General features: G+C 54.2%; 13 protein-coding genes. 7 read left to right on the forward strand and 6 right to left on the reverse strand.

Annotated features, from left to right (window positions below; all coding sequences use genetic code 11):
* Positions 1-593: 593 nt before the first annotated feature.
* The 4 genes from F1728_RS26475 (at position 594) to F1728_RS26490 (ending at position 17,954) form a co-directional block, all read left to right on the forward strand.
* Complete coding sequence (locus F1728_RS26475) at positions 594-11,447, forward strand: beta strand repeat-containing protein (protein ID WP_194242539.1); 10,854 nt, start codon at positions 594-596, stop codon at positions 11,445-11,447.
* Positions 11,420-13,927, forward strand: a complete 2,508-nt coding sequence (locus F1728_RS26480) for a pre-peptidase C-terminal domain-containing protein (RefSeq protein ID WP_155366551.1) — start codon at positions 11,420-11,422, stop codon at positions 13,925-13,927. The genes F1728_RS26475 and F1728_RS26480 overlap by 28 nt, the downstream gene beginning before the upstream one ends.
* Before the next feature lie 386 nt (positions 13,928-14,313).
* Complete coding sequence (locus F1728_RS26485; protein WP_155366552.1) at positions 14,314-14,685, forward strand: DUF3467 domain-containing protein; 372 nt, start codon at positions 14,314-14,316, stop codon at positions 14,683-14,685.
* Between the two features lie 392 nt (positions 14,686-15,077).
* Positions 15,078-17,954: a 2-oxoglutarate dehydrogenase E1 component gene (locus F1728_RS26490; RefSeq protein ID WP_155366553.1), complete on the forward strand. Its 2,877-nt coding sequence runs from the start codon at positions 15,078-15,080 to the stop codon at positions 17,952-17,954.
* A 9-nt stretch (positions 17,955-17,963) separates the two neighbouring features.
* Here F1728_RS26490 and fhcD read toward each other — a convergent pair whose 3' ends face one another.
* The 4 genes from fhcD to surE all read right to left on the reverse strand — a co-directional run bounded on the left by fhcD (position 17,964) and on the right by surE (position 22,685).
* Positions 17,964-18,893, reverse strand: a complete 930-nt coding sequence (gene fhcD, locus F1728_RS26495) for a formylmethanofuran--tetrahydromethanopterin N-formyltransferase (RefSeq protein ID WP_155366554.1) — start codon at positions 18,891-18,893, stop codon at positions 17,964-17,966.
* An 85-nt stretch (positions 18,894-18,978) separates the two neighbouring features.
* Complete coding sequence (locus tag F1728_RS26500; protein ID WP_228030358.1) at positions 18,979-19,617, reverse strand: response regulator transcription factor; 639 nt, start codon at positions 19,615-19,617, stop codon at positions 18,979-18,981.
* Between the two features lie 4 nt (positions 19,618-19,621).
* A complete protein-coding gene (locus F1728_RS26505) occupies positions 19,622-21,670 on the reverse strand; it encodes a PAS domain S-box protein (RefSeq protein WP_155366556.1) in 2,049 nt (682 codons plus the stop codon).
* Between the two features lie 220 nt (positions 21,671-21,890).
* Entirely contained in the window at positions 21,891-22,685 is a 795-nt protein-coding gene (gene surE / locus F1728_RS26510) for a 5'/3'-nucleotidase SurE (protein ID WP_155366557.1), read from the reverse strand.
* 115 nt (positions 22,686-22,800) lie between these two features.
* On the opposite strand from surE, the gene F1728_RS26515 reads away from it, so the two are divergent.
* The 3 genes from F1728_RS26515 to F1728_RS26525 all read left to right on the forward strand — a co-directional run bounded on the left by F1728_RS26515 (position 22,801) and on the right by F1728_RS26525 (position 25,482).
* Complete coding sequence (locus F1728_RS26515; RefSeq protein WP_194242540.1) at positions 22,801-23,427, forward strand: nucleotidyltransferase family protein; 627 nt, start codon at positions 22,801-22,803, stop codon at positions 23,425-23,427.
* A 405-nt stretch (positions 23,428-23,832) separates the two neighbouring features.
* A complete protein-coding gene (locus F1728_RS26520) occupies positions 23,833-25,173 on the forward strand; it encodes a hypothetical protein (RefSeq protein WP_155366559.1) in 1,341 nt (446 codons plus the stop codon).
* Positions 25,174-25,242: 69 nt separating this feature from the next.
* Positions 25,243-25,482: a hypothetical protein gene (locus F1728_RS26525; RefSeq protein WP_155366560.1), complete on the forward strand. Its 240-nt coding sequence runs from the start codon at positions 25,243-25,245 to the stop codon at positions 25,480-25,482.
* 178 nt (positions 25,483-25,660) lie between these two features.
* Here the strand turns inward: F1728_RS26525 and F1728_RS26530 are convergent, their stop codons facing one another.
* Together F1728_RS26530 and F1728_RS26535 are read right to left on the reverse strand one after the other, a co-directional pair.
* Positions 25,661-25,996: a hypothetical protein gene (locus F1728_RS26530; protein WP_145441493.1), complete on the reverse strand. Its 336-nt coding sequence runs from the start codon at positions 25,994-25,996 to the stop codon at positions 25,661-25,663.
* 415 nt (positions 25,997-26,411) lie between these two features.
* Entirely contained in the window at positions 26,412-26,750 is a 339-nt protein-coding gene (locus tag F1728_RS26535; protein WP_145042052.1) for a Flp family type IVb pilin, read from the reverse strand.
* Positions 26,751-26,791 lie beyond the last annotated feature (41 nt).

Genomic DNA, 26,791 nt, shown 5'->3' on the forward strand with positions numbered 1-26,791 from the left:
TGATTTTCGGTTGCAAACGTTAACTTTCCCTCTGGATTGCCTATTTTACGGGGAAAGATCGTGCCTGAAGGTCCCTGTGTGTCACGTATCGGAATCTGTTGATCTCTTATTGGATTTTGTTCAGGTTTCTTATCAAGCGTGTTGCCTAAATGAAACTTTCTTGTTGAGTTAAGGCATCAGCATGTCCTATCCCCCCTACTGAACATGAAACTCATTTTTGCGCTGATCTTTACGAAGGTCCTACAACCTGAACTAGATCTCCTAAACATTCCAGATTGCCTTTTTATTAATTGCAATTCCTTCACGCGTAGGCAAAGATATTTCATAAATTGCATTATTGGCTGAAAACTTGAGCTAAAAATGCGTACTCAAAAAGAAAAAAACGTATTTCGAGCAAGTGGCTGACTGTTAGGTTTAATTAGCTTAATCGTCAAAGTATGTGTCTATTTCGACAGTAAATATCCTCATCTGCCATACCTGTATATTCTTTGACCACGATCCAATCCAATACGAGTAAAAACACTATGAAGAGCCTCAAGAGATTATTTGGCCGCAACTCTACTCGCAAATTCAAGCGTCGTTTACCTTTTCGGATGTCTCGTCCGATTGGATATGCCAGCCACGTTGAACGTCTGGAGGACCGGACTCTGCTGGCGAGCAACATCCTGGCGTCGCTGGAGAGTTCAGTAAACCAGCCAAATGATTCGACTGAACTGCTGCTGACGGTTGGTGCCGGCAGCTCGCCGACTTTGGGATTTGAGGTTCATGCCTCTCCCGGCTCTGCATTCAATCCGGCTGCGGTCCAGATTCTGGATGCGAACACCAATGCTGTGGTTCCGCTGCAACTGGCTGAACACGATCATGCTGGCACGTCCAGCTCACTGGTCCTGGCCACACTGGCTCCTGGTGACTACTCGATCTTCGTCCAGGGCCAGACAGCAGCCACCGGTAATTTCACCATCGACATCTTTATGCCGGGTGACTCCGACGGCAGTGGCTCTGTCAGTGATACTGAATATCAGCAGGCTCTGGCTGCTTCTTACCAGCATCTGTTTGGATTTAATCATTTCACTTCGCAGATGATTCTATCGATGGGTCTGAATCCGAATCAGAACTATTACTCTGAAGAGCAGGACAGTGACAAAGATGGTGACATCGACAACTACGACCTGCAGATGATGAACAACAACCGCAACGTACCTGCGGTGCAACTGGAACTGATTGGGGATCAGGATGCGCCGGCAGTGGTAGCCGGCCTGCAGACGGATTCCGGAATTTCCAATTCGGACGGCATCACCAACGATCTGACGATTGTCGGTACCGTTTCTGACGAAAGCCTGATTACCCAGTTCAAAGTCGCCCTGGATGGGGGCAGCTATGTGGATATCTTCGGGCTGCTGTCTGGCGGCTCCAGCGGTGGTTCTTTCACACTGTCACGCAGCTGGCTGGAAACCAACCTGAATGGTGGTGGTTCGCTGGAAGGGGGCACTCACACGCTGCACTTCATGACTGTGGATGAACATGCCAATGTCAGCCCGGCTGGTGCCTTCAATGTCAATTTTGAACTGGATACGATTGCACCTACCTTAGCGACTCCGGTCGGGAACCAGACACTCAACGAAGATTTCGGCAGCTTCAACCTGGGCCCCTTCACTGATTTCTTTAACCAGAACGGGGGAACCCCGCTCAGCTACAGTGTTGATTCCATTACCAATGCCATTGTCAATTTTGATTTCGCCACAGACGAACTCATTTTGACTTCCCGGCAGGATGTGAACGGATCGGCCGACATTGTCATTCAGGCCATCGACGTCGCCGGGAATGCTGTGCTGTCGAATACGTTCACTGTGACAGTCAATGCACTTAATGACGCCCCGGTAGCTGTCGACGACAGTTTCAGCACAGATGAAGAAACAGTCCTTAATGGTGCCAGCAATGTGCTCGCTGCAAACCCTACGACAGCTGATTCCGATGTTGAGAACAATACGCTGACCGTAACGGAAGTCAACGGGGTGGCAGGTGACGTCGGCAATCAGATTGCACTCGGTTCCGGTGCGTTACTGACACTGAATTCCGATGGTACGTTCACCTATGATCCTACTGGCGTGTTTAACTATCTGGCAGTCGGAGAATCAGCGACGGAAAGCTTTACCTACACCATCGACGATGGAACCGGGCTGCTGGTTACCTCGGATACCGCGACCGTCACGATTACGATTCACGGCGTGAACGATCCTCCGGTCGCTGCTGACGATGACTTTACTATCACTCAGAACGAAACCCTGAGCATGAATCACCACAGTGTGATCAGCAGTAACGGCAATGGTGTGGACTACGATCCCGATAGTAGCGACAGTATTGAGGTAACGGCCGTCAATGGTAGCGCAGCCAATGTGGGTAATGAGGTTGTGCTGGCTTCCGGTGCATCGTTGACACTGTTCAGCGGTGGGTTTATTTCTTACCGCCCTGAGGGGGCCTTTGACTATCTGGCTCTGGGTGAGACCGCGACCGAAACCTTTACCTACACCCTCAGCGATGGGAACGGCGGCACCGATACTGCGACCGTAACGATCAAGATCACCGGTTTGAATGATGATCCTGTCGCCAATCCCAATACAATTCTGACGGTAGGCGCAGATGAAGATAATCCTGTAATCGTTCCCGCCGGGGCGATTTTTGAATTTGCCACTGATGCGGAAAACGATTCCCTGCTGATAACGGAAATCAATGGCGCTGTCGGGAATGTGGGGGCTACTATTTCCATCGGACTCGGAGGATTGCTGACTGCGAATGCAGACGGCAGTTTCACCTTTGACCCGAACGATAGCTATGACTTTCTAGCTGTTGGTGAATCTTACGACGAAGCATTTACGTATAAAATCTCTGATGGCAACGGTGGTACGGATGGAGGCACCTACACCATCAGGATTCATGGCATTAACGACGCCCCGATCGCCGCCGACGAAGGCATTGCAGCGACCGAAGATGGTGGTACGGTATCCACGAGCGTGCTGGCCGATGATGTGGACAGTGACGACGACGCCAACAGCCTGGTCTATGCGATCACCGCACAACCCAGCGAAGGAAGTGCTTCTTCCAACGGAGATGGCAGTTTCACCTTCAATCCGGGGACTGACTTCCAGGACCTGGCCTTGGGCGAAACCCGTCAGGTGACCTTCACCTACACCGCCACCGATTCAAATAGTGCCGTAAGTAATACGGGAACCGTGACCGTGACCGTAACCGGCGTGAACGATGATCCAACGGCCGCCGACGAAGGTATTGCCGCGACTGAAGATGGTGGTGCGGTATCCACGAGCGTGCTGGCCGACGATGTGGACAGTGACGACGACGCGAACAGCCTGGTCTATGCAATCACCGCTCAGCCGAGTGAAGGAAGTGCTTCCTCCAATGGTGACGGGAGCTTCACCTTCAATCCGGGGACTGACTTCCAGGACCTGGCCTTGGGCGAAACCCGTCAGGTGACCTTCACCTACACCGCCACCGATTCAAATAGTGCGGTGAGTAATACGGGCACCGTGACGGTGACCGTGACCGGCGTGAACGATGATCCGACGGCTGCCGACGAAGGCATCGCGGCGACCGAAGACGGTGGTGCGGTATCCACGAGCGTGCTGGCCGATGATGTGGACAGCGACGATGATGCCAACAGCCTGGTCTATACAATCACCGCTCAGCCGAGTGAAGGAACTGCTTCTTCAAACGGAGATGGCAGTTTCACCTTCAATCCGGGGACTGACTTCCAGGACCTGGCCTTGGGCGAAACCCGCCAGGTGACCTTCACTTACACCGCCACTGACCAGCACAGTGCTGTGAGCAACACGGGCACCGTGACCGTGACCGTCACCGGCGTGAACGATGATCCGACCGCCGCCGATGTGGGTATTGCTGCGACCGAAGATGGCGTCACCGTGGATGGCAACTTCGACGGGGATGACGTGGATTCGGATGATACACCAGCGAGCCTGACTTACGCGATTACGAGCACTCCCTCGGAAGGTTCTGTGATCAATAACAGTGACGGCAGTTTCACCTTCAATCCGGAAACTGACTTCCAGGACCTGGCTGTGGGCGAAACCCGCCAGGTGACCTTCACCTACACCGCCACTGACCAGCACAGTGGTGTGAGCAACACGGGCACCGTGACGGTAACCGTGACCGGCGTGAACGATGATCCGACGGCCGCCGACGAAGGCATCGCGGCGACCGAAGACGGTGGTGCGGTATCCACGAGCGTGCTGGCCGATGATGTGGACAGTGACGACGACGCGAACAGCCTGGTCTATGCGATCACCGCTCAGCCGAGTGAAGGAACTGCTTCTTCCAACGGAGATGGCAGCTTCACCTTCAATCCGGGGACTGACTTCCAGGACCTGGCCGTTGGTGAAACCCGCCAGGTGACCTTCACCTACACCGCCACCGATTCAAATAGTGCCGTAAGTAATACGGGAACAGTCACGGTCACCGTAACCGGCGTGAACGATGATCCGACGGCAGCCGACGAAGGTATTGCCGCGACTGAAGATGGTGGTGCGGTATCCACGAGCGTGCTGGCCGACGATGTGGACAGCGACGACGACGCGAACAGCCTGGTCTATGCGATCACCGCTCAGCCGAGTGAAGGAAGTGCTTCCTCCAATGGTGACGGGAGCTTCACCTTCAATCCGGGGACTGACTTCCAGGACCTGGCCGTCGGTGAAACCCGCCAGGTGACCTTCACTTACACTGCCACCGATTCAAATAGTGCCGTAAGTAATACGGGCACAGTCACGGTCACCGTAACCGGCGTGAACGATGATCCAACGGCCGCCGACGAAGGTATTGCGGCGACTGAAGACGGTGGTGCGGTATCCACGAGCGTGCTGGCCGATGATGTGGACAGTGACGACGACGCCAACAGCCTGGTCTATGCAATCACCGCACAACCCAGTGAAGGAAGTGCTTCTTCAAACGGAGACGGCAGCTTCACCTTCAATCCGGGGACTGACTTCCAGGACCTGGCCTTGGGCGAAACCCGCCAGGTGACCTTCACCTATACCGCCACTGACCAGCACAGTGGTGTGAGCAGCACGGGAACCGTGACGGTGACCGTAACCGGCGTGAACGATGATCCGACCGCCGCCGACGAAGGTATTGCCGCGACTGAAGATGGTGGTACGGTATCCACGAGCGTGCTGACCGACGATGTGGACAGTGACGACGACGCGAACAGCCTGGTCTATACAATCACCGCTCAGCCGAGTGAAGGAACTGCTTCTTCCAACGGAGACGGCAGTTTTACCTTCAATCCGGGAACTGACTTCCAGGATCTGGCTGTGGGCGAAACCCGCCAGGTGACCTTCACCTATACTGCCACCGATCAGCACAGTGCTGTGAGCAACACGGGGACCGTGACAGTTACCGTAACTGGAGTCAATGACCTCCCCATCGCTCAAAATGACGATTTTGATGTCAACAAGGAAATCGTCTTTAATGGGAACGTATTCGCCAATAATGGTAACGGCATTGACAGTGACCCGGATACGAATGACACCTTCGATGTGATCGAAGTCAATGGTGTCTCCGGTGATGTCGGTGCTCAGATTACGCTGGCCTCAGGTGCATTGCTGACATTGAATCAGGACGGTACTTTCAGCTACGACCCGACTACCAGTGCGACTTTCCAGGCACTGACCGGGACTGACACAGCCACGGAAACATTTACATATACAATTGAAGATGAGTCCGCGGCAGTAAGTTCCGCATCAGTGAAGTTCACTGTTTCTGCCAATCAGTTACCGATCGCCAATCCGGATGCCGCTTCAACTGATGAAGAAACACCTATTCTGAATATTGATGTTTTAGGGAATGATACGGACCCGGATCAGATTACTGATCCGCCAACCGTAGTCAATTTGCCCAGCTTGACTTCAAATGGTGGGGCCGCGCTGACTCTGAATCTCGACGGGACCATTAACTACGATCCGACGGGAGCATTCGACTCTCTGGCCGCCGGGGAAATGGTAGTTGATACATTTACCTACACACTGGAAGATGAACGTGGTGGTCAGTCAATAGGGACCGTGTCGGTCACGGTGACTGGCGTGAACGATGATCCAACGGCCGCCGACGAAGGCATCGCGGCGACCGAAGGCGGTGGTGCGGTATCCACGAGCGTGCTGGCCGATGATGTGGACAGCGACGACGACGCGAACAGCCTGGTCTATGCGATCACCGCACAACCGAGTGAAGGAAGTGCTTCTTCCAACGGAGACGGCAGCTTTACCTTCAATCCGGGGACTGACTTCCAGGACCTGGCTGTGGGCGAAACCCGCCAGGTGACCTTCACCTACACCGCTACCGATTCAAATAGTGCGGTGAGCAATACGGGCACCGTGACGGTGACCGTCACCGGCGTGAACGATGATCCGACCGCCGCCGACGTGGGTATTGCTGCGACCGAAGATGGCGTCACCGTGGATGGCAACTTCGACGGGGATGACGTGGATTCGGATGATACACCAGCGAGCCTGACTTACGCGATTACGAGCACTCCCTCGGAAGGTTCTGTGATCAATAACAGTGACGGCAGTTTCACCTTCAATCCGGAAACTGACTTCCAGGACCTGGCTGTGGGCGAAACCCGCCAGGTGACCTTCACCTACACCGCCACCGACTCAAATAGTGGTGTGAGCAACACGGGCACCGTGACCGTGACCGTGACCGGCGTGAACGATGATCCGACGGCTGCCGACGAAGGCATCGCGGCGACCGAAGGCGGTGGTGCGGTATCCACGAGCGTGCTGGCCGATGATGTGGACAGTGACGACGACGCCAACAGCCTGGTCTATGCAATCACCGCACAACCCAGTGAAGGAAGTGCTTTTTCCAACGGAGACGGCAGTTTCACCTTCAATCCGGGGACTGACTTCCAGGACCTGGCTGTGGGCGAAACCCGCCAGGTGACCTTCACCTACACCGCCACTGACCAGCACAGTGGTGTGAGCAACACGGGCACCGTGACCGTGACCGTGACCGGCGTGAACGATGATCCGACGGCTGCCGACGAAGGCATCGCGGCGACCGAAGGCGGTGGTGCGGTATCCACGAGCGTGCTGGCCGATGATGTGGACAGCGACGACGACGCGAACAGCCTGGTCTATGCAATCACCGCTCAGCCGAGTGAAGGAAGTGCTTCCTCCAATGGTGACGGGAGCTTCACCTTCAATCCGGGGACTGACTTCCAGGACCTGGCCTTGGGCGAAACCCGTCAGGTGACCTTCACCTACACCGCCACCGATTCAAATAGTGCGGTGAGTAATACGGGCACCGTGACGGTGACCGTGACCGGCGTGAACGATGATCCGACGGCTGCCGACGAAGGCATCGCGGCGACCGAAGACGGTGGTGCGGTATCCACGAGCGTGCTGGCCGATGATGTGGACAGCGACGATGATGCCAACAGCCTGGTCTATACAATCACCGCTCAGCCGAGTGAAGGAACTGCTTCTTCCAACGGAGATGGCAGTTTCACCTTCAATCCGGGGACTGACTTCCAGGACCTGGCCTTGGGCGAAACCCGCCAGGTGACCTTCACTTACACCGCCACTGACCAGCACAGTGCTGTGAGCAACACGGGCACCGTGACCGTGACCGTCACCGGCGTGAACGATGATCCGACCGCCGCCGATGTGGGTATTGCCGCGACCGAAGACGGCGTCACCGTGGATGGCAACTTCGACGGGGATGACGTGGATTCGGATGATACACCAGCGAGCCTGACTTACGCGATTACGAGCACTCCCTCGGAAGGTTCTGTGATCAATAACAGTGACGGCAGTTTCACCTTCAATCCGGAAACTGACTTCCAGGACCTGGCTGTGGGCGAAACCCGCCAGGTGACCTTCACCTACACCGCCACTGACCAGCACAGTGGTGTGAGCAACACGGGCACCGTGACGGTAACCGTGACCGGCGTGAACGATGATCCGACGGCCGCCGACGAAGGCATCGCGGCGACCGAAGACGGTGGTGCGGTATCCACGAGCGTGCTGGCCGATGATGTGGACAGTGACGACGACGCGAACAGCCTGGTCTATGCGATCACCGCTCAGCCGAGTGAAGGAACTGCTTCTTCCAACGGAGATGGCAGCTTCACCTTCAATCCGGGGACTGACTTCCAGGACCTGGCCTTGGGCGAAACCCGCCAGGTGACCTTCACCTATACTGCCACTGACCAGCATAGTGCGGTGAGCAACACGGGCACCGTGACGGTGACCGTCACCGGCGTGAACGATGATCCGACCGCCGCCGACGTGGGTATTGCCGCGACCGAAGACGGCGTCACCGTGGATGGCAACTTCGACGGGGATGACGTGGATTCGGATGATACACCAGCGAGCCTGACTTACGCGATCACGAGCACTCCCTCGGAAGGTTCTGTGATCAATAACAGTGACGGCAGTTTCACCTTCAATCCGGAAACTGACTTCCAGGACCTGGCTGTGGGCGAAACCCGCCAGGTGACCTTCACCTACACCGCCACCGACTCAAATAGTGGTGTGAGCAACACGGGCACCGTGACGGTGACCGTGACCGGCGTGAACGATGATCCGACGGCTGCCGACGAAGGCATCGCGGCGACCGAAGGCGGTGGTGCGGTATCCACGAGCGTGCTGGCCGATGATGTGGACAGCGACGACGACGCGAACAGCCTGGTCTATGCGATCACCGCACAACCGAGTGAAGGAACTGCTTCCTCCAATGGTGACGGGAGCTTCACCTTCAATCCGGGGACTGACTTCCAGGACCTGGCCTTGGGAGAAACCCGCCAGGTGACCTTCACTTACACCGCTACCGATTCAAATAGTGCCGTAAGTAATACGGGAACTGTCACGGTCACCGTTACTGGCGTGAACGATGATCCAACGGCCGCCGACGAAGGTATTGCCGCGACTGAAGATGGTGGTACGGTATCAACGAGTGTCTTGGCTGACGATGTCGACAGCGACGATGATGCGAACAGCCTGGTCTATACAATCACCGCTCAACCGAGTGAAGGAACTGCTTCTTCAAACGGAGACGGCAGTTTTACCTTCAATCCAGGGACTGACTTCCAGGACCTGGCCGTCGGTCAAACCCGCCAGGTGACCTTCACTTACACTGCCACCGATTCAAATAGTGCCGTAAGTAATACGGGCACAGTCACGGTCACCGTAACCGGTGTCAACGATCCTGTTACCGCCGTTGACGACGACGTGACTACATCCAAAGATGTTTCTTTGAACTTTGATGTTCGCCTGAATAACGGCAATGGTCCCGATCTGGACCCGGATGTGAATGATACTCTGTCGGTCTTTGAAATTACCGATACAACGCTGGGTACTGTTACCGCGGTCGTCGGGAATGCAATCACGCTCGATTCTGGGGCGACTCTGACGCTGCAGGCGGACGGTACACTCACTTACAATCCGAACGGTCAGTTCGCCAGCCTGCTTCTGCCCACCGATACGGCAACGGATACGTTTACTTATACGATTCGCGATGGTAACGGCAGTTCGGATACCGCCACCGTCACGATGACGATTACCGGTACCAACGAGGACCTGGTTCAGACCGCACCGCTGGACGATGTTTACAGCGACGGTCTGTCGACGGTGACCATTGACCTGGATAATTACTTTAATGATCCCGATGCCAGTGATGACATCACCTACACCCTGCTCAGCAGTGCTTCGTTTGCAGCAAACTTCTGGGTCGAAAGTGTGAGCATCACCGATAACATCCTGGAAATCACGTTCACTGATTATGCCTCTGACCAGGAACGACTGCCTACGGATATCACACTGCGTGCCGAGTCGACTGATGGGATTTCACCCACGTTTGAGCCGACCTTCCAGTTGATTCCTGACCCGCAGCAAACCATGGAAATCCGGTTGATCGCTACGCCGACACTTTCCGGCGGTCGCGACTTCACGTACTTCCGTGCCGAAGGCGGTCTGGGTTCTCAAGGACGTGGTTTGTTCCATCTGACCAACGGGAATGCGGACCTCGAGTATTCGATTTATCTGACTGACTATGAAATTGATTTGGATGGTTCTCAGACTGGTACCATTGATGATGATGTGAAGTCGGTTCGACTGGTCGATACCACCAACGGAAATGCCGTGGTCTATACGATCTACAACTCAGTCGGTGCCGATGACAGTCCCTCGCTGGATCTGACGAATGACAGTCTGCACGGTACTTTTGCTGCCGGCGAAGGCTTCAACAGTACCATTCTGGATAAACTGTATGATGGCAGCCTGGCGATTCGGGTTGAACTGGATGGAACCGGCGGCACCATTAATAAAGTCTCTGGTGGCAACATCACGGTCTCTCCCGAGGTGGCTGACGTCGGTTCGCTGCCTGCTGAAACGACGCAGTATGTCGAGGGGGCCAGCTACAATGTTGAAATCTGGATCAGCGATCAACTGGCCCAGGTTCTGGCCGCTCAGACCACGGAAAATTCCTCGATCACTTCTGTTGTGCTTGATCTGTTATGGGATGACACAACGGCAGCCTTTGGTGATTTTGCCGATGTCACTGGTGTTGCGAGTGCCTTCCGACTCCTGACCCAGGTGGGTGGTATCAATAATGCCACCGGGGTAATCGAAGATTTCTCAGGAATCACCCTGATGCCTGGCATGGCTGATGGCTACTATGCCCGGGTCGGTTACGCGTCATTTATCGCCAACGCCCCGACAGCAGACGCCGACCCGGTTGAGTATACCGTCAATATTACACCCGGTGAAGATTTGGTCAATCGCGGTACTGAAATCGATCTGAGTCAGATTGATATCATTGGTACTTCGGTGTCACATTTCGGGACCTCCGAATTCCTGATCCAGACGGATATGACCAATATCAACATCGAAGGGACGATCAATATTGGCGGGGAAGTGATTACGCTGACTCCTCAGGATCTGGGGCTGGACAGTACGACCGTGAGTGGTCGTCTGGAAGTCCTGTTCGACGATGTGAATAATCCTTCCACGATTCAGATTCTGGATTCGTTCATTGAGGTCAACCCCTCCGGGCTGGCCCTGCCCGATCGCACAGCAGCGAATAATGACCGAACTACAGAGGAACTGGCTGATTTCGGATTGGAAGGCGTGCTATCGAATTTCAACGGGACTGGTAACCCCGCTGATCTGACAGTTGCCATTCGGGATGCCCTGGTGCAGGTACTCTCCAGTACGCAGGCTCTGGATGGCGACGGTAATTTCAACATTTCCGAGGACTGGCAACTGACCAATGGTGACCTCTATTCCATGCTGGTTGTGCCGGCCTTTGGTAATTTTGTTGCCAGTGATACGGTCGAGTCCACAGCTGGTGAAACGATGGCCTTCTTCGATCCGGGGCAGGCGTACCAACCGGTGTGGACAGCTGGAGCCAGGCCAAACTGAAGGAATTATCTACCGGTCTGTATGAACTGGTGATACCTGTCAGCCGCGTGCTCAACTTCAACACCGAAGCGGGATATCCTGTCGAGTTGAAACTGACCGGCTACGCGACCGCCCGCTTCCTCGTGGATCAGGAAACGACAGATCAATTTGGAGACACAATCGGTACGGCTCATGCCACCGGTTTGAGTTCTGCCTCGACGGGGACTAATACCTATTACGGTGGCATCGGGAATAATACTTCCATCGCCGATCCGCTGCTGGATGTCGATATGTTCCAGGTGCAGTTGAACGCTGGTGACAGCGTGATCGTGGACATCGACGCCAGCCAGTTCCAGACAGGACTGGACAGCGTGGTGCGGATCTTTGATGCAGCCGGAAACGAAGTGGCTTACTCGGATGACGATCTGGCCCCGGATGAAAACTTTGTCAGTTTCCTGTCCAACTTTGATTCCTATGTAACCTACACCAACACTACGGGAAGTGCGGGTAATTTCTTTATCGGGATCAGTGCTTATAACGACCTTGATGACCCGGTTTCATATGATCCAACGGATACCGCAGGACGTCCGACGGGCGTTGATCCTTCGGATGTGGGTAGCTATGACCTGCATATCACAGTCCAGAATGGTGCAGCACCGCTGCATGGAACCCAGGCTGTCATTACTGATGCACCGCTGGAAGACGGGACAGCCGTCGATCTGGCGGTCGTCCGTGATCAGACCCAGCTGGATGCCTATGGTCAGACCAGCAGTCTGCCGAACAGCGATACCTGGATCGATGAGTGGAGTTCCTTCTGGGTGGAAATCTACGTTGAAACGGCAGATGCTCAGGGCATTACTGCAGCGATTGCCGATCTGAATTACAACACCGATTTCTTCACCGCCACGGCGATTGAATTTGGTGCCGCGTTTGCTGACAACGGGCAGGCAATCATTGATGATGCCACCGGCGTCGTAACCGGATTGAGCGGAACGGCTCAATACGAGAAAGCAGGGCACCTCAAGAAGGCTCTGCTGGCCCGCGTGAAATTTGAATCGCTGGAGCAGGATGATGTCTCGATTGACTTCGAGGATAAATTCATCGGTCCACATGCCCTGGGGCTCTCGTTGAGCAATGTGAGTGTCAGCCTGACAGATGACACAGAGACCACCCTGCTGGTGGGCGATGCTCCCGAAACAGACCTGTGGGCGATTGCCTATGATGTGAATGATGATGATGTCATTGACTTCAAGGATCTGACGATTCTGGCTTCGGTCTACAACCAGAATGTGCTCGATACGGATTCACCTTATGTCTGGGCCCTGGATGCCGATAAGAGTGGTGATGTCAACTTCAAAGACCTGACGTTCTTTGCCACCAACTATGGAGTTTCGAAAGGCGGGGACAGGGATGTAGTCTACCCGTCGAACTTCCTGCAACGCTGGTATGGTAAGACCACCAACATCAGTGGTGACTCTTCGATCGATCAGGTAATGGATACGGCACTGAGCATCTGGCAGGACGCCCTGGGAATGGATGAGCCTCTGGATATCCAGCTGGTGATCACCGACCTGGGCGGCACTCAACTGGGTGAAGGCCAGATCACCGCTGTCGACGAGCAGGGCCGACCTGTCGCCGGGATTGTGACACTGGACGACGATGCCGCCGGCCTGGGCTGGTACTCTGACATCTCGACAACTGCCTTTGGTGGTGGCGAGCTGGAAGGGGGCGTGTCTTACACGGCTGACATCAATTCCGATGCGGCTGGTCATTACGACCTGTTAACCGTGCTGTTGCATGAAATCGGTCACGTTGCCGGCTTCACAGATACTTATGCACCATTCGAAAGCCACATTCAGGTGGGCGTAGGTGGTACGCTGAGCTTCGTCGGCAACGGATTTGAAGCAACGCTGACAGACGATGGCCTGCACCTGGATGATTCGGTACATGATGGCGACGTCATGAACGCGACACTCGATCCGGGTGTGCGGAAACTGCCTTCGATTCTGGATGCATTGATTCTGCAGACCGCTCATGAGACGGCTGCTTCTGGCGACTTCGAGATTATGGTGGGCGTCAACGCTCCGCTGATGGCAAATCTGCCTCTGACAGGCAGCGATGAAACTGTTCTGCCTGAAGCAATCCAGCCGCTGGCTCCCCTGGTAGAACTGGCTCAGGTCAGCTTCGACGCCTCTGGAAGCCAGAGTGATCCTGCAGGCTCGAATCTGCCTGTGATCTGGAATCAGGTCTGGAACACCCTGAATCAGCTCTCCCAGGGAGCAGATCCGAGTGAACTGGATCTGACACTGCTGGAAGGTCTGAATGAAGAATTCGTTCAGTCGCTGCGGGAACACGGCCTGTCGATTATCGAGTCTGGCGAGATTCTGGGTCACGAATTGAGTGAGCTGGATCCTGCCGACTGGCAGCTGACAGGACTGGACCAGGATGGAGATGGCGACTTTGATGCAGTCTTCTCAAACTGGGCAGGTCCCATACTTTAAATCGCTAATTCACTGAATTTAAATTCAGCAGGCTCTGATATGTGACGTATGATGACATATCAGGGCCTTTTTTCATAAGTGCAACGTCGACTGGCTGTTGTAGGTGAGATAGGCGATTGAGTTGCTTTTTGACAACATACAGTAATTTTCGTCAGGGTCGATGCCCTGTCTCGTAAGAGTTTGAAAGACTTGGGTTTCTGTTCTTGAATAGTGAACAGGCCGATGTTATGTTTCAGGTGTCTTGAGGGAACTCGGGACGAACTGATCTTTTTTTACCGCGATGAACTGCCTGTCACTGCAGGAGCTCTTCATCTCCGGTCCGTACAGTTCCCATATCCGGAACCAATAACTTCTTCAGATTTTGTAACATTGAGGAGAAATCAAGCGTGAGTGCTAAGAAAGATGACAAACCAGCTGAAGCAGCACCAGAAGCAGCTGCAGAACAGGCTCAAGGTCAGGCCCCCGCTCAGCAGCAGCAGCAGGTCAAGGTGAATGATGCAAACGTCATTGCCAGCTATGCCAATTTCTGTCGCGTTTCCAGTACTCCAGAAGAGTTGATTCTGGACCTGGGACTGAACCCGCAGCCACTGGATCCCGCCAACACTGAAATCAATGTGGGACAGCGGATCATTCTGAATCACTACACAGCCAAGCGTCTGTTGAGTGCTCTCTCAATGGCTCTGCAGCGGCATGAGCAGGCCTTCGGTGTTCTGGAAACAGACATCCGGAAACGCGTCGTGCGTCAGCAGCAGACCTAGTCTATTGATGACGGCCTGAGTTTCTCAGGCAGCGATCTTCTGAACCGGCCCGTTACCTGGTGTAACGGGGCCGGTTTTTTACTGCGCTGACGGGCAGCAGGGGCGGGGCTTTGTATCCATTCGTCAGGTGACTGATATTCTGGTTTTTCCTGAAAAATTGAATAAAAGACTGGCAGCGGTTGAGTAGGAAAGCGTATAGCAGTTTGCTAACTTTATTTATGATACTGCAAGAGGTCTGGAGTGATGCGCTTTCAATCTCAGATCTTATAGGATATCGTAGAAGTAGTATCTTTTCGAAACCGTAACTGCGACAGAACTCCTGCTCTTTCAGGTTTCCTGAGATGCAGGAGGCGTATGTCGGTTGTTCTTAATTACAGCCCGGAGAGGGCAGAATGTTAGATAAACCAGATCCCGCTTCGTCTTACCATGACGGCAACGGGCAGAGCGACGTTTCGCTGCCCGACGATTTAATTAACGAATTAAGCTCGGAATCGTTAAACTTCGTAGAAGACCTCTACACGAGCTATCTGGAGTCACCCAGTTCGGTGAGCGAGGAATGGCGAAATTATTTTGCCAGGTTCCCCCAGAAGTCAGCCCGTAAACGCAAGCCGGGTTTCGGTCCCACATTCAAACGTCATTCGATGTTCAATCCGCCGTCACCCGTCCGGAATGAAGCCGTCGATCGTCAGACAATGAAGATCGCCGACCGGCAGGAACGTCTGGACCAGTTGATCCGTAACTATCGCGTGCGGGGACACATCCTGGCGTCGCTCGATCCGTTGGGAAAAAAGCGGGCAACTCCGGCTGAACTGATGCCCGAGTTTTACGATTTCTCCGAGCGGGATTACGACCGCGTCTTTTCGACCTCCACCTTTGGTGGTCCGAAACAGCGAACGCTGCGGGAAATGATTCAGTGGCTCAAAAACACCTACTGCCGTTCGATCGGTGCGCAGTTCATGCACATCGACAGTCTGCGGGTTCGGGAGTGGCTGCAGACCCGAATGGAAAGTACGGCGAACTTCCTCAAGTTCGAACGTCCCGAAGCGCTGCGGATTCTGCGTCGACTGACCGACGCCGTCGGCTTTGAAGAATTCATTCAGAAAAAGTATGTCGGCCTGAAGAGCTTCTCGCTGGAAGGGGCCGAAAGTCTGATTCCACTGCTCGACCTGGCGATTGAAAAAGCAGGTGAGCAGGGGGTCGATGAAATCGTATTCGGTATGGCCCACCGCGGTCGTCTGAACGTGCTGACCAATATCATGGGCAAAAAGCCTCGTGAGATTTTCCGCGAATACGAAGATTCGGTTCCGGAAATGAGTGTGGGCCGCGGCGACGTGAAATACCACCTGGGTTACAGCTCGGACTGGATGACCGAATCCGGACACAACGTCCACCTGACGCTCTGTTTCAACCCGAGCCACCTGGAATTCGTGAACCCGGTTGCTATGGGACGTATGCGGGCGAAACAGGATCGCTGGCACAACATTGACCGGACCAAGGGGATGGTGCTGCTGATTCACGGTGACGCCGCGTTTGCCGGAGAAGGTGTGGTGCAGGAAAGCCTGAACCTGAGCGAACTGCGGGGCTACCGCACGGGGGGAACGATTCACGTTGTCGTGAATAACCAGATCGGTTTCACCACCGACCCCGCTCAGAGTCGCTCTTCGACCTACGCGACCGATGTGGCCAAGATGCTGCAGATTCCTATCTTCCACGTGAATGGTGAAGATCCGGAAGCAGTCGCCCAGGTTGTCCGTCTGGCAATGGATTTCCGCAAAGAATTCCATCGGGACGTGGTCATCGACATGTACTGCTATCGTCGTCGTGGGCATAACGAAGGGGATGAGCCTTCATTCACTCAGCCTCTGATGTACGATGTGATCGACAAGCGGCCTTCAGTCCGCGACAGCTTCCTGCAGCGGATGCTGGAACGAAAGTCGGTCACCGAGGAAGATGCCGACCGGTTACAGGAAGAAAGTGTTTCACATCTGGAAGCCGAACTGGCGGCAGCCCGGGTCGAGAATTATCCTCATAAGGTCGAACTGCCCGGCGGGATCTGGACCGGTTATCGCGGCGGAAAAGAACTGCCCGCGGATCAGATCGATACCGGAGTTCCCGAGGAGAGTCTCTCTAATTTGCTGTTGAAGCAGACCGAGCTGCCCGATGGTTTTACGCCACATAAGAAAATTAAACGGTTGCTGCAGATCCGTAAGGATATGGCCGCAGGAGAGCGGAAGCTGGACTGGGGAACCGCAGAAGCCCTGGCATTCGCGTCACTGCTGACCGAAGGTTATCGGATTCGCGTCAGCGGTCAGGATGCACAGCGTGGTACTTTCAGCCATCGTCATGCCGTACTGCACGATGTGAAGACCGGTAAAAAGTACACACCGCTCAAGCACCTGGTTTCAGGTCAGGGCACCGTCGAGATTGTGAACAGCCCGCTTTCCGAAGCAGGGGTTTTAGGTTTCGACTATGGCTACAGCCTGGACTGTCCCGATGGTCTGATTATCTGGGAAGCCCAGTTTGGCGATTTCGTCAACGCGGCTCAGGTCATCATCGATCAGTTTATTGTCAGTGCAGAAGACAAGTGGCAACGCTACAGCGGCATGGTAATGCTGCTGCCTCACGGGTTTGAAGGTCAGGGACCGGAACACTCCAGTGCCCGCTTCGAGCGTTTCCTGCAACTGGCGGCGGAAAGTAATATTCAGATTGCGGTACCGACTACGCCGGACCAGTTCTTCCATCTGCTCAGACGTCAGGTCATCCGCAAGTGGCGTAAGCCTCTGATCGTCATGACTCCCAAGAGTCTGCTCCGACATCGCGATGCGGTTTCCAGTTTCAGTTCGCTGACCTCTGGTTCCTTCATGAAGGTGATCGGCGATACGAGCGATCTGAATCCGCAGAAAGTGAAACGGATTCTGTTGTGTACCGGAAAGATCTATTACGATCTGAACGAACGCCGTCGTCAGACCGAACGTGACGATGTGGCCGTCGTGCGAATCGAGCAGCTTTATCCGGTGCCTCATGAAGATCTGGAAGCAGCCCTGGCACCCTATCCGGAAGGAACCCCGGTTTACTGGGTTCAGGAAGAGCCGGAAAACATGGGCGCCTGGCGATTCATTTACTGCCGGTTCAAAGGAAACCTGTTTGGGCGCCATCCGCTGCACGGGGTTTATCGTCCCGCGAGTGCCAGCCCGGCAACAGGCTCCGGTCGCAGCCATCAGTTCGAACAGGAAATGCTGATCAACGAAAGTTTCCGGGACGACTCTTAGTCCCGGAGACTATCTCTGCTTGAGTTCAGCGATGACTTCGGCCAGGTGAAAATGGTGTTTGCCCAGTTTGCCGCCGTAGTTGCCCGCTGTGATCTGCAGCAGTCCCGGTAACTGCGTGGCTGCCTGCAGGCCTTCGCACATCGCCTGTTGAACGTCGTCGAATGTTTCGCCGTCGATGACGATTTCATAAACGCAGCCTGTACCCTCAGGGAGATCAGAATCGGTCTCGGCGCGGAGGGTCGGGCAGTAGGCGTCGTTCGTAGAGGCTTTGAGCGCAGAATACTTCGAACCGACTTTACTGCCGCTGCGGACAATGCCTCCCGGGAAGGGGAGGATGACATTGTCGACGGCCTGCATGGCGGTAACAGCCGCTTCGGTTGCGAGCAGGCCTGCAGACTGGTTCGTCGCGCAGATCAGCAGGTTGCCCCCGGCGACTCCTTTGAAGGAACCAACACGATCTTCGCAGACGAATTCGCCATCCATGACCGGAATTCTCCAGAGGCGGCGATCCTCCCATTTCTTTGAAATCTGAAATCCATCACCAAAGAAGCGGAGCTGTTTGCCCAGGGCCAGGGCTTTTTCGGGATCTGTCACCGGGATGCCGGCGTAGCAGGCAGTGGTGGGACAGGTCAGGATACATTGACCCACGCGATTAGTGACTGCTTTCTCAAGCGCAGAGCGACTGAAAGCGAAGAACATCAGGCTGACACCGGGACGTCCATCGGGGCTCTCTTCAGGGGAGAGGAACTTTTCGACGCCGGCTTCGGCATCACAGGCGATGACACTGGTGGCGTAACCGGTGACTTCGGTTGCCGCGATCCGGACCCAGGATTCGGAGACCGCGGTCACAATAATACGGGTTCCGACCGTGGTGAATGCCTCTGCAAACGTGTCGCAGACGGGAACGTCGTTCCATGCCAGTTCTGGTTGAGTATTCAAGTTCGTGCCCGGACGCTGATAAAAACTGTGTTGTCCAATAAATCCTGCCCCTGATTATGGCGGATCGGGCGCAAAATTCAAAGGGTCAGCGTTCCTGAGTCGGAGTCGGGCTTCCCTGGATCTGCAGTTCCATCTGAATCAGCTTCGGAACACTTTTCGCCTGCATTTTTTTCATGATCTTGGCGCGGTGGGCTTCAACCGTCTTAAAGCTGACATTCAACTTCTCTGCAATTTCGCGGCTGGAGAAACCCGAGACGACATATTTCATGACTTCATTTTCGCGGCGGGTGAGTGTTGCTTTGCGTTCCACCAGTTCTTTGTTCTGCAGACGATTCGCCTTGTTTTTGATATCGCGTTCGATGCCTTTCTGGATGTAATCCAGCAGAACCTGATCGCTGACCGGCTTTTCCAGAAAATCAACGGCTCCCGCTTTCATGGCACGGACAGCCATGGGAACATCTCCGTAACCGGAAACGATGATGACGGGAATGTCGTAGCCCCGCTCCCTGAGTTTCTCCTGCAGTTCGAGACCACTCATGCCGGGGATGCGCACATCGAGCACCAGGCAGCCGGGGTGATCGGGAGAATAACTTTCCAGAAATTCGCTGGCGAGTTCATGGGTTTGAACTTTGAGCCCGACCGATTCAATCAGCCAGCGGAGTGATTTGCGAATTGCCGGGTCGTCATCGACGACAAATACGGTTGCTTCCTGTTGGATTGTCATAGCTTCAGCCACCACCACTGTTATCTCCATTTACTAAGGGAAGCTCAATGAAAAAGCTGGTTCCCTGTTTATTGCGACGGGGGTAAAGTTTCCCCCCGTGGGCTTCGATAATGGTCTGGCTGATGGACAAACCAACGCCCAGGCCTTTTTGTTTAGTTGTGTAGAATGTTTCGAAGATAGAATTTTCTTCGCCTTTTTTCAAACCTATTCCGCTGTCGGTCACGCAAATAACAAGATTATCGTTGATGTGAAGATCCGATTCAATCAGCAGTTTCCGTTGTTCGGGCGGTAGTTCGGACATGGCTTCGATGGCGTTGAGCAACAGATTCACGAGTACCTGTTCCAACTGGATCGCATCACCGATGGTTCGCAGCGGTTTGGGGCTCAGTTCCAGTTGCAGGCTGATAAAATTCCGCTGGATCTCATGCTGGAGCAGGGCGATCGAATTTTCGATGACCAGGTTGATATCGAGTATCTTTTGCTCGACTTCGCTTTTCTGCACGTGACGCCGCAGGCGTTTGATAGTTTCGCTGGCACGCTGGGCCTGACGCGACATTTCCTCGAGTGGTTCGATCAGATCATCGAGTGAAGTAATGCCCGAGCGAATCCGGCGGATGCAGCCGTTTGTGTAATTGTTGATGGCAGCCAGCGGCTGGTTGAGTTCGTGCGACAGTTCGGCAGCGAGTTCGCCCATCGTCGACAGACGAGAGAGGTGTGCCAGTTCTGCGCGGCGACGGACCAGTTCCTGTTCGGCCAGTTTCTGGTGTGTAATGTCGGTGGCGATGACCATGGCTGCAATCGTAATCCCGCCACTGACCATTGCTCCGATACGACAGGAGTAGATGTATTTCTGGCCTGAGGATGAGACGCCTTCGGTTTCCATCTCCTGTGGTTTTCCGGTCTGGAACACCTGTTTGAGAATCGTTTTGGCTTTCTGGATGTCCCCGGCAGGCAGGAATTGATAGATGGAGGATCCGATGATTTCTTCCATGGCCCGGTCAGCGAGGGGATGGTTGAGATAGAGGATCGTGCCATCGATGTCGAGGGTGAGGATGGTGTCCGGGGCGTTGGTTACGAGCGAACGCCAGCGGGCCTCGGTCTGTTGCAGTGCTCGATAGAGGCGATTGCGTTTGGTGTATTCTTCATTGAGACTGGCGTGAGCCTGCTGCAGCTCTGCTGTTCGTGCGGCGACGCGGGCTTCCAGGTTTTCATTGAGTTTTTCGAGTTCATCCAGGGCCGCCCGTTCGCGGGTCACATCTTTCACGCAGGAGAGCAGAAAGGTTTCGCCGCGGAAATAAATCTGGACCGCAGAGAGCATGGTGCAGAGCCGGGTTCCATTGGGAATGATAAAATCGAAGTACAGCTCGCGGGCGGTTCCTTCGCTTTTAACCTGCTCAATCATTTCACGACGCGTTTCTTTACTGGGCCAGAAGCCGATATCGAACGCGCTCTTTCCCAGAATCTCTTCCCGCGTGCACTGCAGGGCCGTCAAAAAGTTCTCGTTGACTTCGATAAAAATACCGGTGTCGATTTCCGTAATACACATCGCGATCGGATTGACCTGGAAGATGGTACTGAAACGTTCCTCGGAACGCCGCAGTTCTTCCTGTGATGCCACTTTCTCGGAGATATCGACGGCGACCGTGAGAAATCCGGCGATTTCCTGCTGGTCGTTATAGAGAGGCGTGTATTCCACATCGAGAGTCTGCTCGCCGACCGTCCTGACATGGCGCTGTTTTTCGCCGTGCAGAGTCCTCTGGAACAGATCGATCAGTTCCGGGTCGTCAGCAAATTCAGCGAAGATCGATTTGCCTACCCATTCGCCAGGTTCAAAACCGAGCCTGGTGAGCCCGCCCCCTTCGGAGAGGGTGACCATGCCCTGGCGATCGACGGCTGAAATAATAAAAGGGGTGATCGAGAGGATTTTCCGGAGTAACTGATGGCTGTCGTCCGAAAGTTTTTCCAGGAAATCAGGAGTCTGGATTTCGGGGAATGTCTCTGACAGCAGACGAGAGGTCAGACTGGTTTGATCCTGAGGTCTGGTTTGATCCACGATTCACCTCTCACTTCCCCTTTTCTGATCTCAGCGACGGCGGAGCGCGAACGGGGCGTCTGGATATCGTTTCGGAAGTGATTTCAACAGTACCGGCGAAACAGGAATTCAGCAGCACAGCAGCGGCGTAATCAGATTCACCAATGTTTATGGTACCCTGACAGGTGACTGACTGTCAAACTGCGGTGGCTGTCTCAGTATGGAATCGCTGTCTCCGCGGTTAAGCGGGTGGAAGATCGAAATTCTGTCCCGGTGTATTAGCGGAACTGTTAAGCCGTTCATGGTCGGTAATATCATATTTGAGCGGCGTCACCGTCACATAACCTTCCGAGAGTTCCTTGATGTCGGTACCCACTTCGAGCTGGTGGTTGATAATGGGATCCAGGCCGCTCCAGAAGTAGGGCCGCCCGCGGGGATCGATGCGTTTTTCCATCACATCAAAGTGGCGTTTGACGCCCAGGGAGGTCCATTTGACACCGCAGGGCCATTCGGGTCTGGTTTCGGGAAAGTTGATGTTCCATAGACGGTCAGCGGATGTCTCCTGCTGTGCCATCAATTGACGAATAATGGGGATGCTCTGTTCGGCCCAGCGATCATAATCCGGTTTGACATCATTCGAGAAGCTGCTTGCAGCGGAGACGGCAATCGAGGGGATCCCGGCGAAGGCACCTTCGATGGCACCCGCGACCGTACCGGAGTAAAGTACATTGATGCCGACATTCGAACCGGAGTTGATGCCGCTGACGATCAGATCTGGTTTCTGTGAGCAAAACTCGAGAATGCCAAGTTTGACGCAGTCCGCGGGACTGCCGGCGACCGCCCAGCCCCAATGCTTTTCTCCCTCGAATTCCTGATGTATCATCAGGGGGTGCAGATAGGTGATGCTCAAGCCGACGCCACTCTGTTCAGCGAGGGGGGCGACGACTTCCACATCTCCCAGTTGTGTGAGTGCGGCTCTCAGGCTCCGCAGACCCGGGGCATGAATACCATCGTCGTTGGTTAACAGGATTTGCACGAAACTACCTCGACTCTCTATGGAAACAGGTTTGACGGCTCCCGGAGAGAAAGCCGTTCCCTTGAATGTTTGCGTCAGACACGTCGAATTTTATTTTAGCCTAAGGGACGATTTTATGACACCACGCAGACTGTTTGCGGTCATTCCTGCCGCGGGACACAGCCGGCGGATGGGTACGCATAAGCTGCTGCTCACCCTGGGCGGAGAGACGGTCATTCAGCGGTTGATCCACGGATTGGCGACTCCCTGGATCACCCGCACGGTCATCGTGGCCCGCGGTGGAGATGAGGCGCTGGCGGAACACCTCGCAGGAGAGAATGTGGAACTGGTGCAACCGGAGGTCGATCCGCCGGATATGAAAGCCAGTGTGCAGGCGGGACTGCAGTGGATTGAAACGCACCATGCACCCACCGAAGAGGACAGCTGGCTGCTCATTCCCGCAGACCATCCGGTGCTTAAACAGACGCTGATTGAGCGGCTGTGCGAAGTCTGGTCGCAAAGTGAAGCGCGAATTCTGATTCCCGCGTTTCAGGGGAAGAAAGGGCACCCCGCATTTTTTCGCTGGTCGGTCGCGCATGAGGTCTTTCAACTGGGAGACGCGCAGGGAATCAATGCGCTCTGGAAAGAGGGGAGTGCCGCGCCGGTGCTCTGGGAATGCGACGATCCGGAGATATTAATCGACCTGGATACCCCCGCTGATCTGGATGCGGTTCGCGCGCGTTATGCGTCCGATTTTGAATGATCAACGCGCTTAGATATCTACATATGCTGAAGCGTAACGCGTCTCAAACGGGTTTGGCGTGTGGTTTTCATGACACATGTTGAGTGATGGTAGTCGTTTAAGCTGCTTTGATGTTGCATTTGTGAAACTTTGCAGGTGATAACGATTATAAACAGCGCTGCCAATCGACCTCTTAACTAAAGAGCGATATCACCCTTTTTTCCTCAAGTTGCCAAAACTATTTGTTCTATGCTTGAGTGCTAAATAGAACAACCCGCTGTGATTTTGGTTTTTCCATACGGGACGTCAGCTTTTGATTTGCATCTTTTTTCAGGTGATGTCAATAATGCAGACAGTCATGTATGAAATGAAAAATCGGAAAACGCACGCTTTCATCATGTGACGAACTTTTTTGGAGGGGGAAAAATGAGAAAAACACTGGCCCTGGCATTCGCCGCTGTGGCGATGCTGGCTGTCAACGATTCCGCACAAGCCTGCAGGTATTTTGGCGCAGCGAGCTACAACTGCTGCCCAACCACTGCCTGCCAGCCGACTGCCTGTTACACTGCTTGCCGAGTCGAGCGGAAAACATGCTATCGGACCGAGTACGATCAGGTTATGGAACCTCAGCAGTACACGGCTTATCGTACGGAATACGAGACAGTTTACGAAGACAAACAGGAAACCTGTTATCGTATGGTCAACGAAACGGTCTATCGCGATGTCGAATATACGGTCCAGAAGCCCGTGTATGAGACTGCAGAACGCGAAGAGCGTTACACCGTGCGACGTCCCATCGTTGAAACTGCGTACCGTGACTGCAGCTACCAGGTGCAGAAACCGGTCTGGGAAACACATGAGCGAGAGTGCCGTCGGACAGTAATGCGTCCGGTTGTCGAAACCATCGAACAGGAATGCCGCCAGACGGTCATGCGTCCTGTGACGGAGACGATCAACCAGGAGCGTTGCTACACCGTCATGAAGCCTGTGACCACCTACCGGACGGTTCATCGTATGCAGGGAGTCTGGGAAACCCGTCAGGTTCAGAAACCGGGACGCTGCCGTCCCTGCTGGACTACCGACGCCTGTGGTATTCCCCGGATGACCATGGTTCAGGTTCCCGGCAAAACTCATTGCCGCAAGGTCTGGAGACTGCGCCGCGTTGCCTGTCAGGTACCCTGTACACAGTATGTGCCTCAGGTTGTCCGTCAGAACTGCCCGGTTCAGGTTACCCGTTACGTTCCCGAAGTGGTCGTCAACAAGGTGCCTGTGAAGGTCTGCAAAATGGTTCCTGAAGTCGTAGTGACCAAGGTACCTTACCGGACCTGCCGCTGGGTAACGGAAACCGTTGCTCAGAAAGTTCCTTACAAAACCTGCCGCTGGGTCTGTGAAGAAAAAGTACGTAAAGTACCCGTACAGACCTGCCGCATGGTATCGGAAAAATGCACCCGCAAAGTGGCTGAATGTGTCACGCGCAAAGTGCCTTACACTGTAAACCACCGTGTTGCCCGCTGCGTACCAAAACAGGTACCAGTCACCTGCACACGTTATGTTGCCAAGTGTGTGGCTCGCAAGGTGCCTTACGAAGTCTGCACGATGGTGCCTACCACCGTCTGCCCGACAACTTCGGCCTGCTCGACCGGAAACTGCGACCTGTCTCCTGCTCCCCAGACCCGGGGGTCAAACAAGCCGCTCGCTCCGACTCCCGAGCCGGAACCCGAAGCAAATCCGAAATCCGCTCCTGCTAAACCACAGGTTTCAGCTTAAGCGGGCTGACGATTCCCAAGTGTTGTGAACGCACAAAGGCAGGTTTCATCCGAAACCTGCCTTTTTTCATTGGTGCAGACTGCTGCTGCCCCTGATGTTGATTACGAACGGATTACGTTTATCTTTCCCGAGTCTTTGGTGAAAGCCCTGGCTAACGTAGAAGCTGACAATATGTCGGCGGTGATTGAGACTTGGAAGGAAACCAGCGAAGTTCCCTATGATAACGACCAGGATCTTCAGGACCTGCTTGCTGCTCTGTGCCGGCTCTCAAGGTTTGCCCTGGAGCGAGAAGAAGATCTCTACCTCTAGAATTGTCTTTGAAAGAGCGAACCGGTTGTTGCCATCCCATCGAGATCCGGATCGGACACGAATGTCAGCGTGATTCTCTCTGAGTTCAAATAATAAAACCGAGGCAGGTCTCTTTCGAAACCTGCCTCGGTATTTTGTCTAATTCTCATGGTCAGAATAGGCTGACCCCGGTCATGTCTTACCAGCCACCTTCAGACTGCAGGCCTTCCGCTCCACAGACAATATCGCAGGTGGTGTTCAAATCGCAGTCATCGAAGGAATCATCGAATTCACTGCCAACGGTGTAGCTTTTGGTTTTGCCACGTGAACCGGACCAGAAACCGGTGACGGCATAGGTCTGATTTAACGCACCGATGGCATTTGAAACATCGTTCAATTCGGTGTTCACGGCGACGGCAACTTCGCTCAATCCGACAATCATGGCCAGAACGCCAATCGTCAGAACCAGAACCAGTTCAGCTGAAATGATGAAACCGGCTTCATCGTTGTACAAACGGTGCATTACGCGCAACATGAGAGAGTCCCCTTAACTTTGGTAGTGTGCGCTGTCCCGACTTGCGATCAAGAACAGCTATGTGAGAGAGATTGATTGTGAGAGAGTATTTTCTTTCAGCAGAGGGCTTGAGTGATTTAACTCAAACTGCTCTGCCTGACTCGAATTAAAGCAGGAGACGTGCCAGTTTGCCGGGAAGTGCCAGTGAAGGGCAGGGAAGGTGAAGGAGTATCTGCTTATATGGAAATGATTTAGGAAGAAGTGACTCATCGTCAGACGCGGTCAGACCACGCAGGACGGATTTTGAAATCTGTTAACCGGGTTGAACAGAAAGCTTAAACAAAGTGTAAGCAGGACGAAGCGTAAAAAAAGAACCGCTGGAAGTTCCATCGGTTCTGAGTGTCTGAATTTCATGTTCGCTTCGCAGCAGAACAGATCAGGGTGTGACGCTTTCGGAAGCCGTCACCGCATTGGTGCCGGTCACCAGATCACAGGTTGTGTTCAAATCGCAATCATCTGCGTTGTCATTGAACAGGGAACCTGCAACATAGCTTTTGTGTTTACCGTCACAAGTGGCAGTCGCCGCATAACCGGTATAAGCATAACTCTGATTCAGAGCGCCGATCGCATTGGAAACATCGTTGAGTTCCGTGTTCACAGCAACCGCGACTTCACTCAATCCCACAATCATTGCCAGGACAGCGATGGTCAGCACGAGTACCAGTTCCGCTGAGATGACAAATCCACGCTCATCTTTCCATAAGGCCCGCAACATGGTTTATCCCCTTGTCGAAAAAAAACTCTGCCCGGACGAAT

It is taken from the genome of Gimesia benthica (assembly GCF_009720525.1).
Lineage (GTDB): Bacteria > Planctomycetota > Planctomycetia > Planctomycetales > Planctomycetaceae > Gimesia > Gimesia benthica.

Bases quoted from the DNA above. Each gene is read 5' to 3' on its own strand.
- F1728_RS26490 (WP_155366553.1), top strand. From the start codon at position 15,078: ATGTTAGATAAACCAGATCCCGCTTCGTCTTACCATGACGGCAACGGG.
- F1728_RS26475 (WP_194242539.1), top strand. From the start codon at position 594: ATGTCTCGTCCGATTGGATATGCCAGCCACGTTGAACGTCTGGAGGAC.
- F1728_RS26530 (WP_145441493.1), bottom strand. From the start codon at position 25,996: ATGTTGCGCGTAATGCACCGTTTGTACAACGATGAAGCCGGTTTCATC.
- F1728_RS26515 (WP_194242540.1), top strand. From the start codon at position 22,801: ATGACACCACGCAGACTGTTTGCGGTCATTCCTGCCGCGGGACACAGC.
- F1728_RS26535 (WP_145042052.1), bottom strand. From the start codon at position 26,750: ATGTTGCGGGCCTTATGGAAAGATGAGCGTGGATTTGTCATCTCAGCG.
- F1728_RS26500 (WP_228030358.1), bottom strand. From the start codon at position 19,617: ATGACAATCCAACAGGAAGCAACCGTATTTGTCGTCGATGACGACCCG.
- F1728_RS26520 (WP_155366559.1), top strand. From the start codon at position 23,833: ATGAGAAAAACACTGGCCCTGGCATTCGCCGCTGTGGCGATGCTGGCT.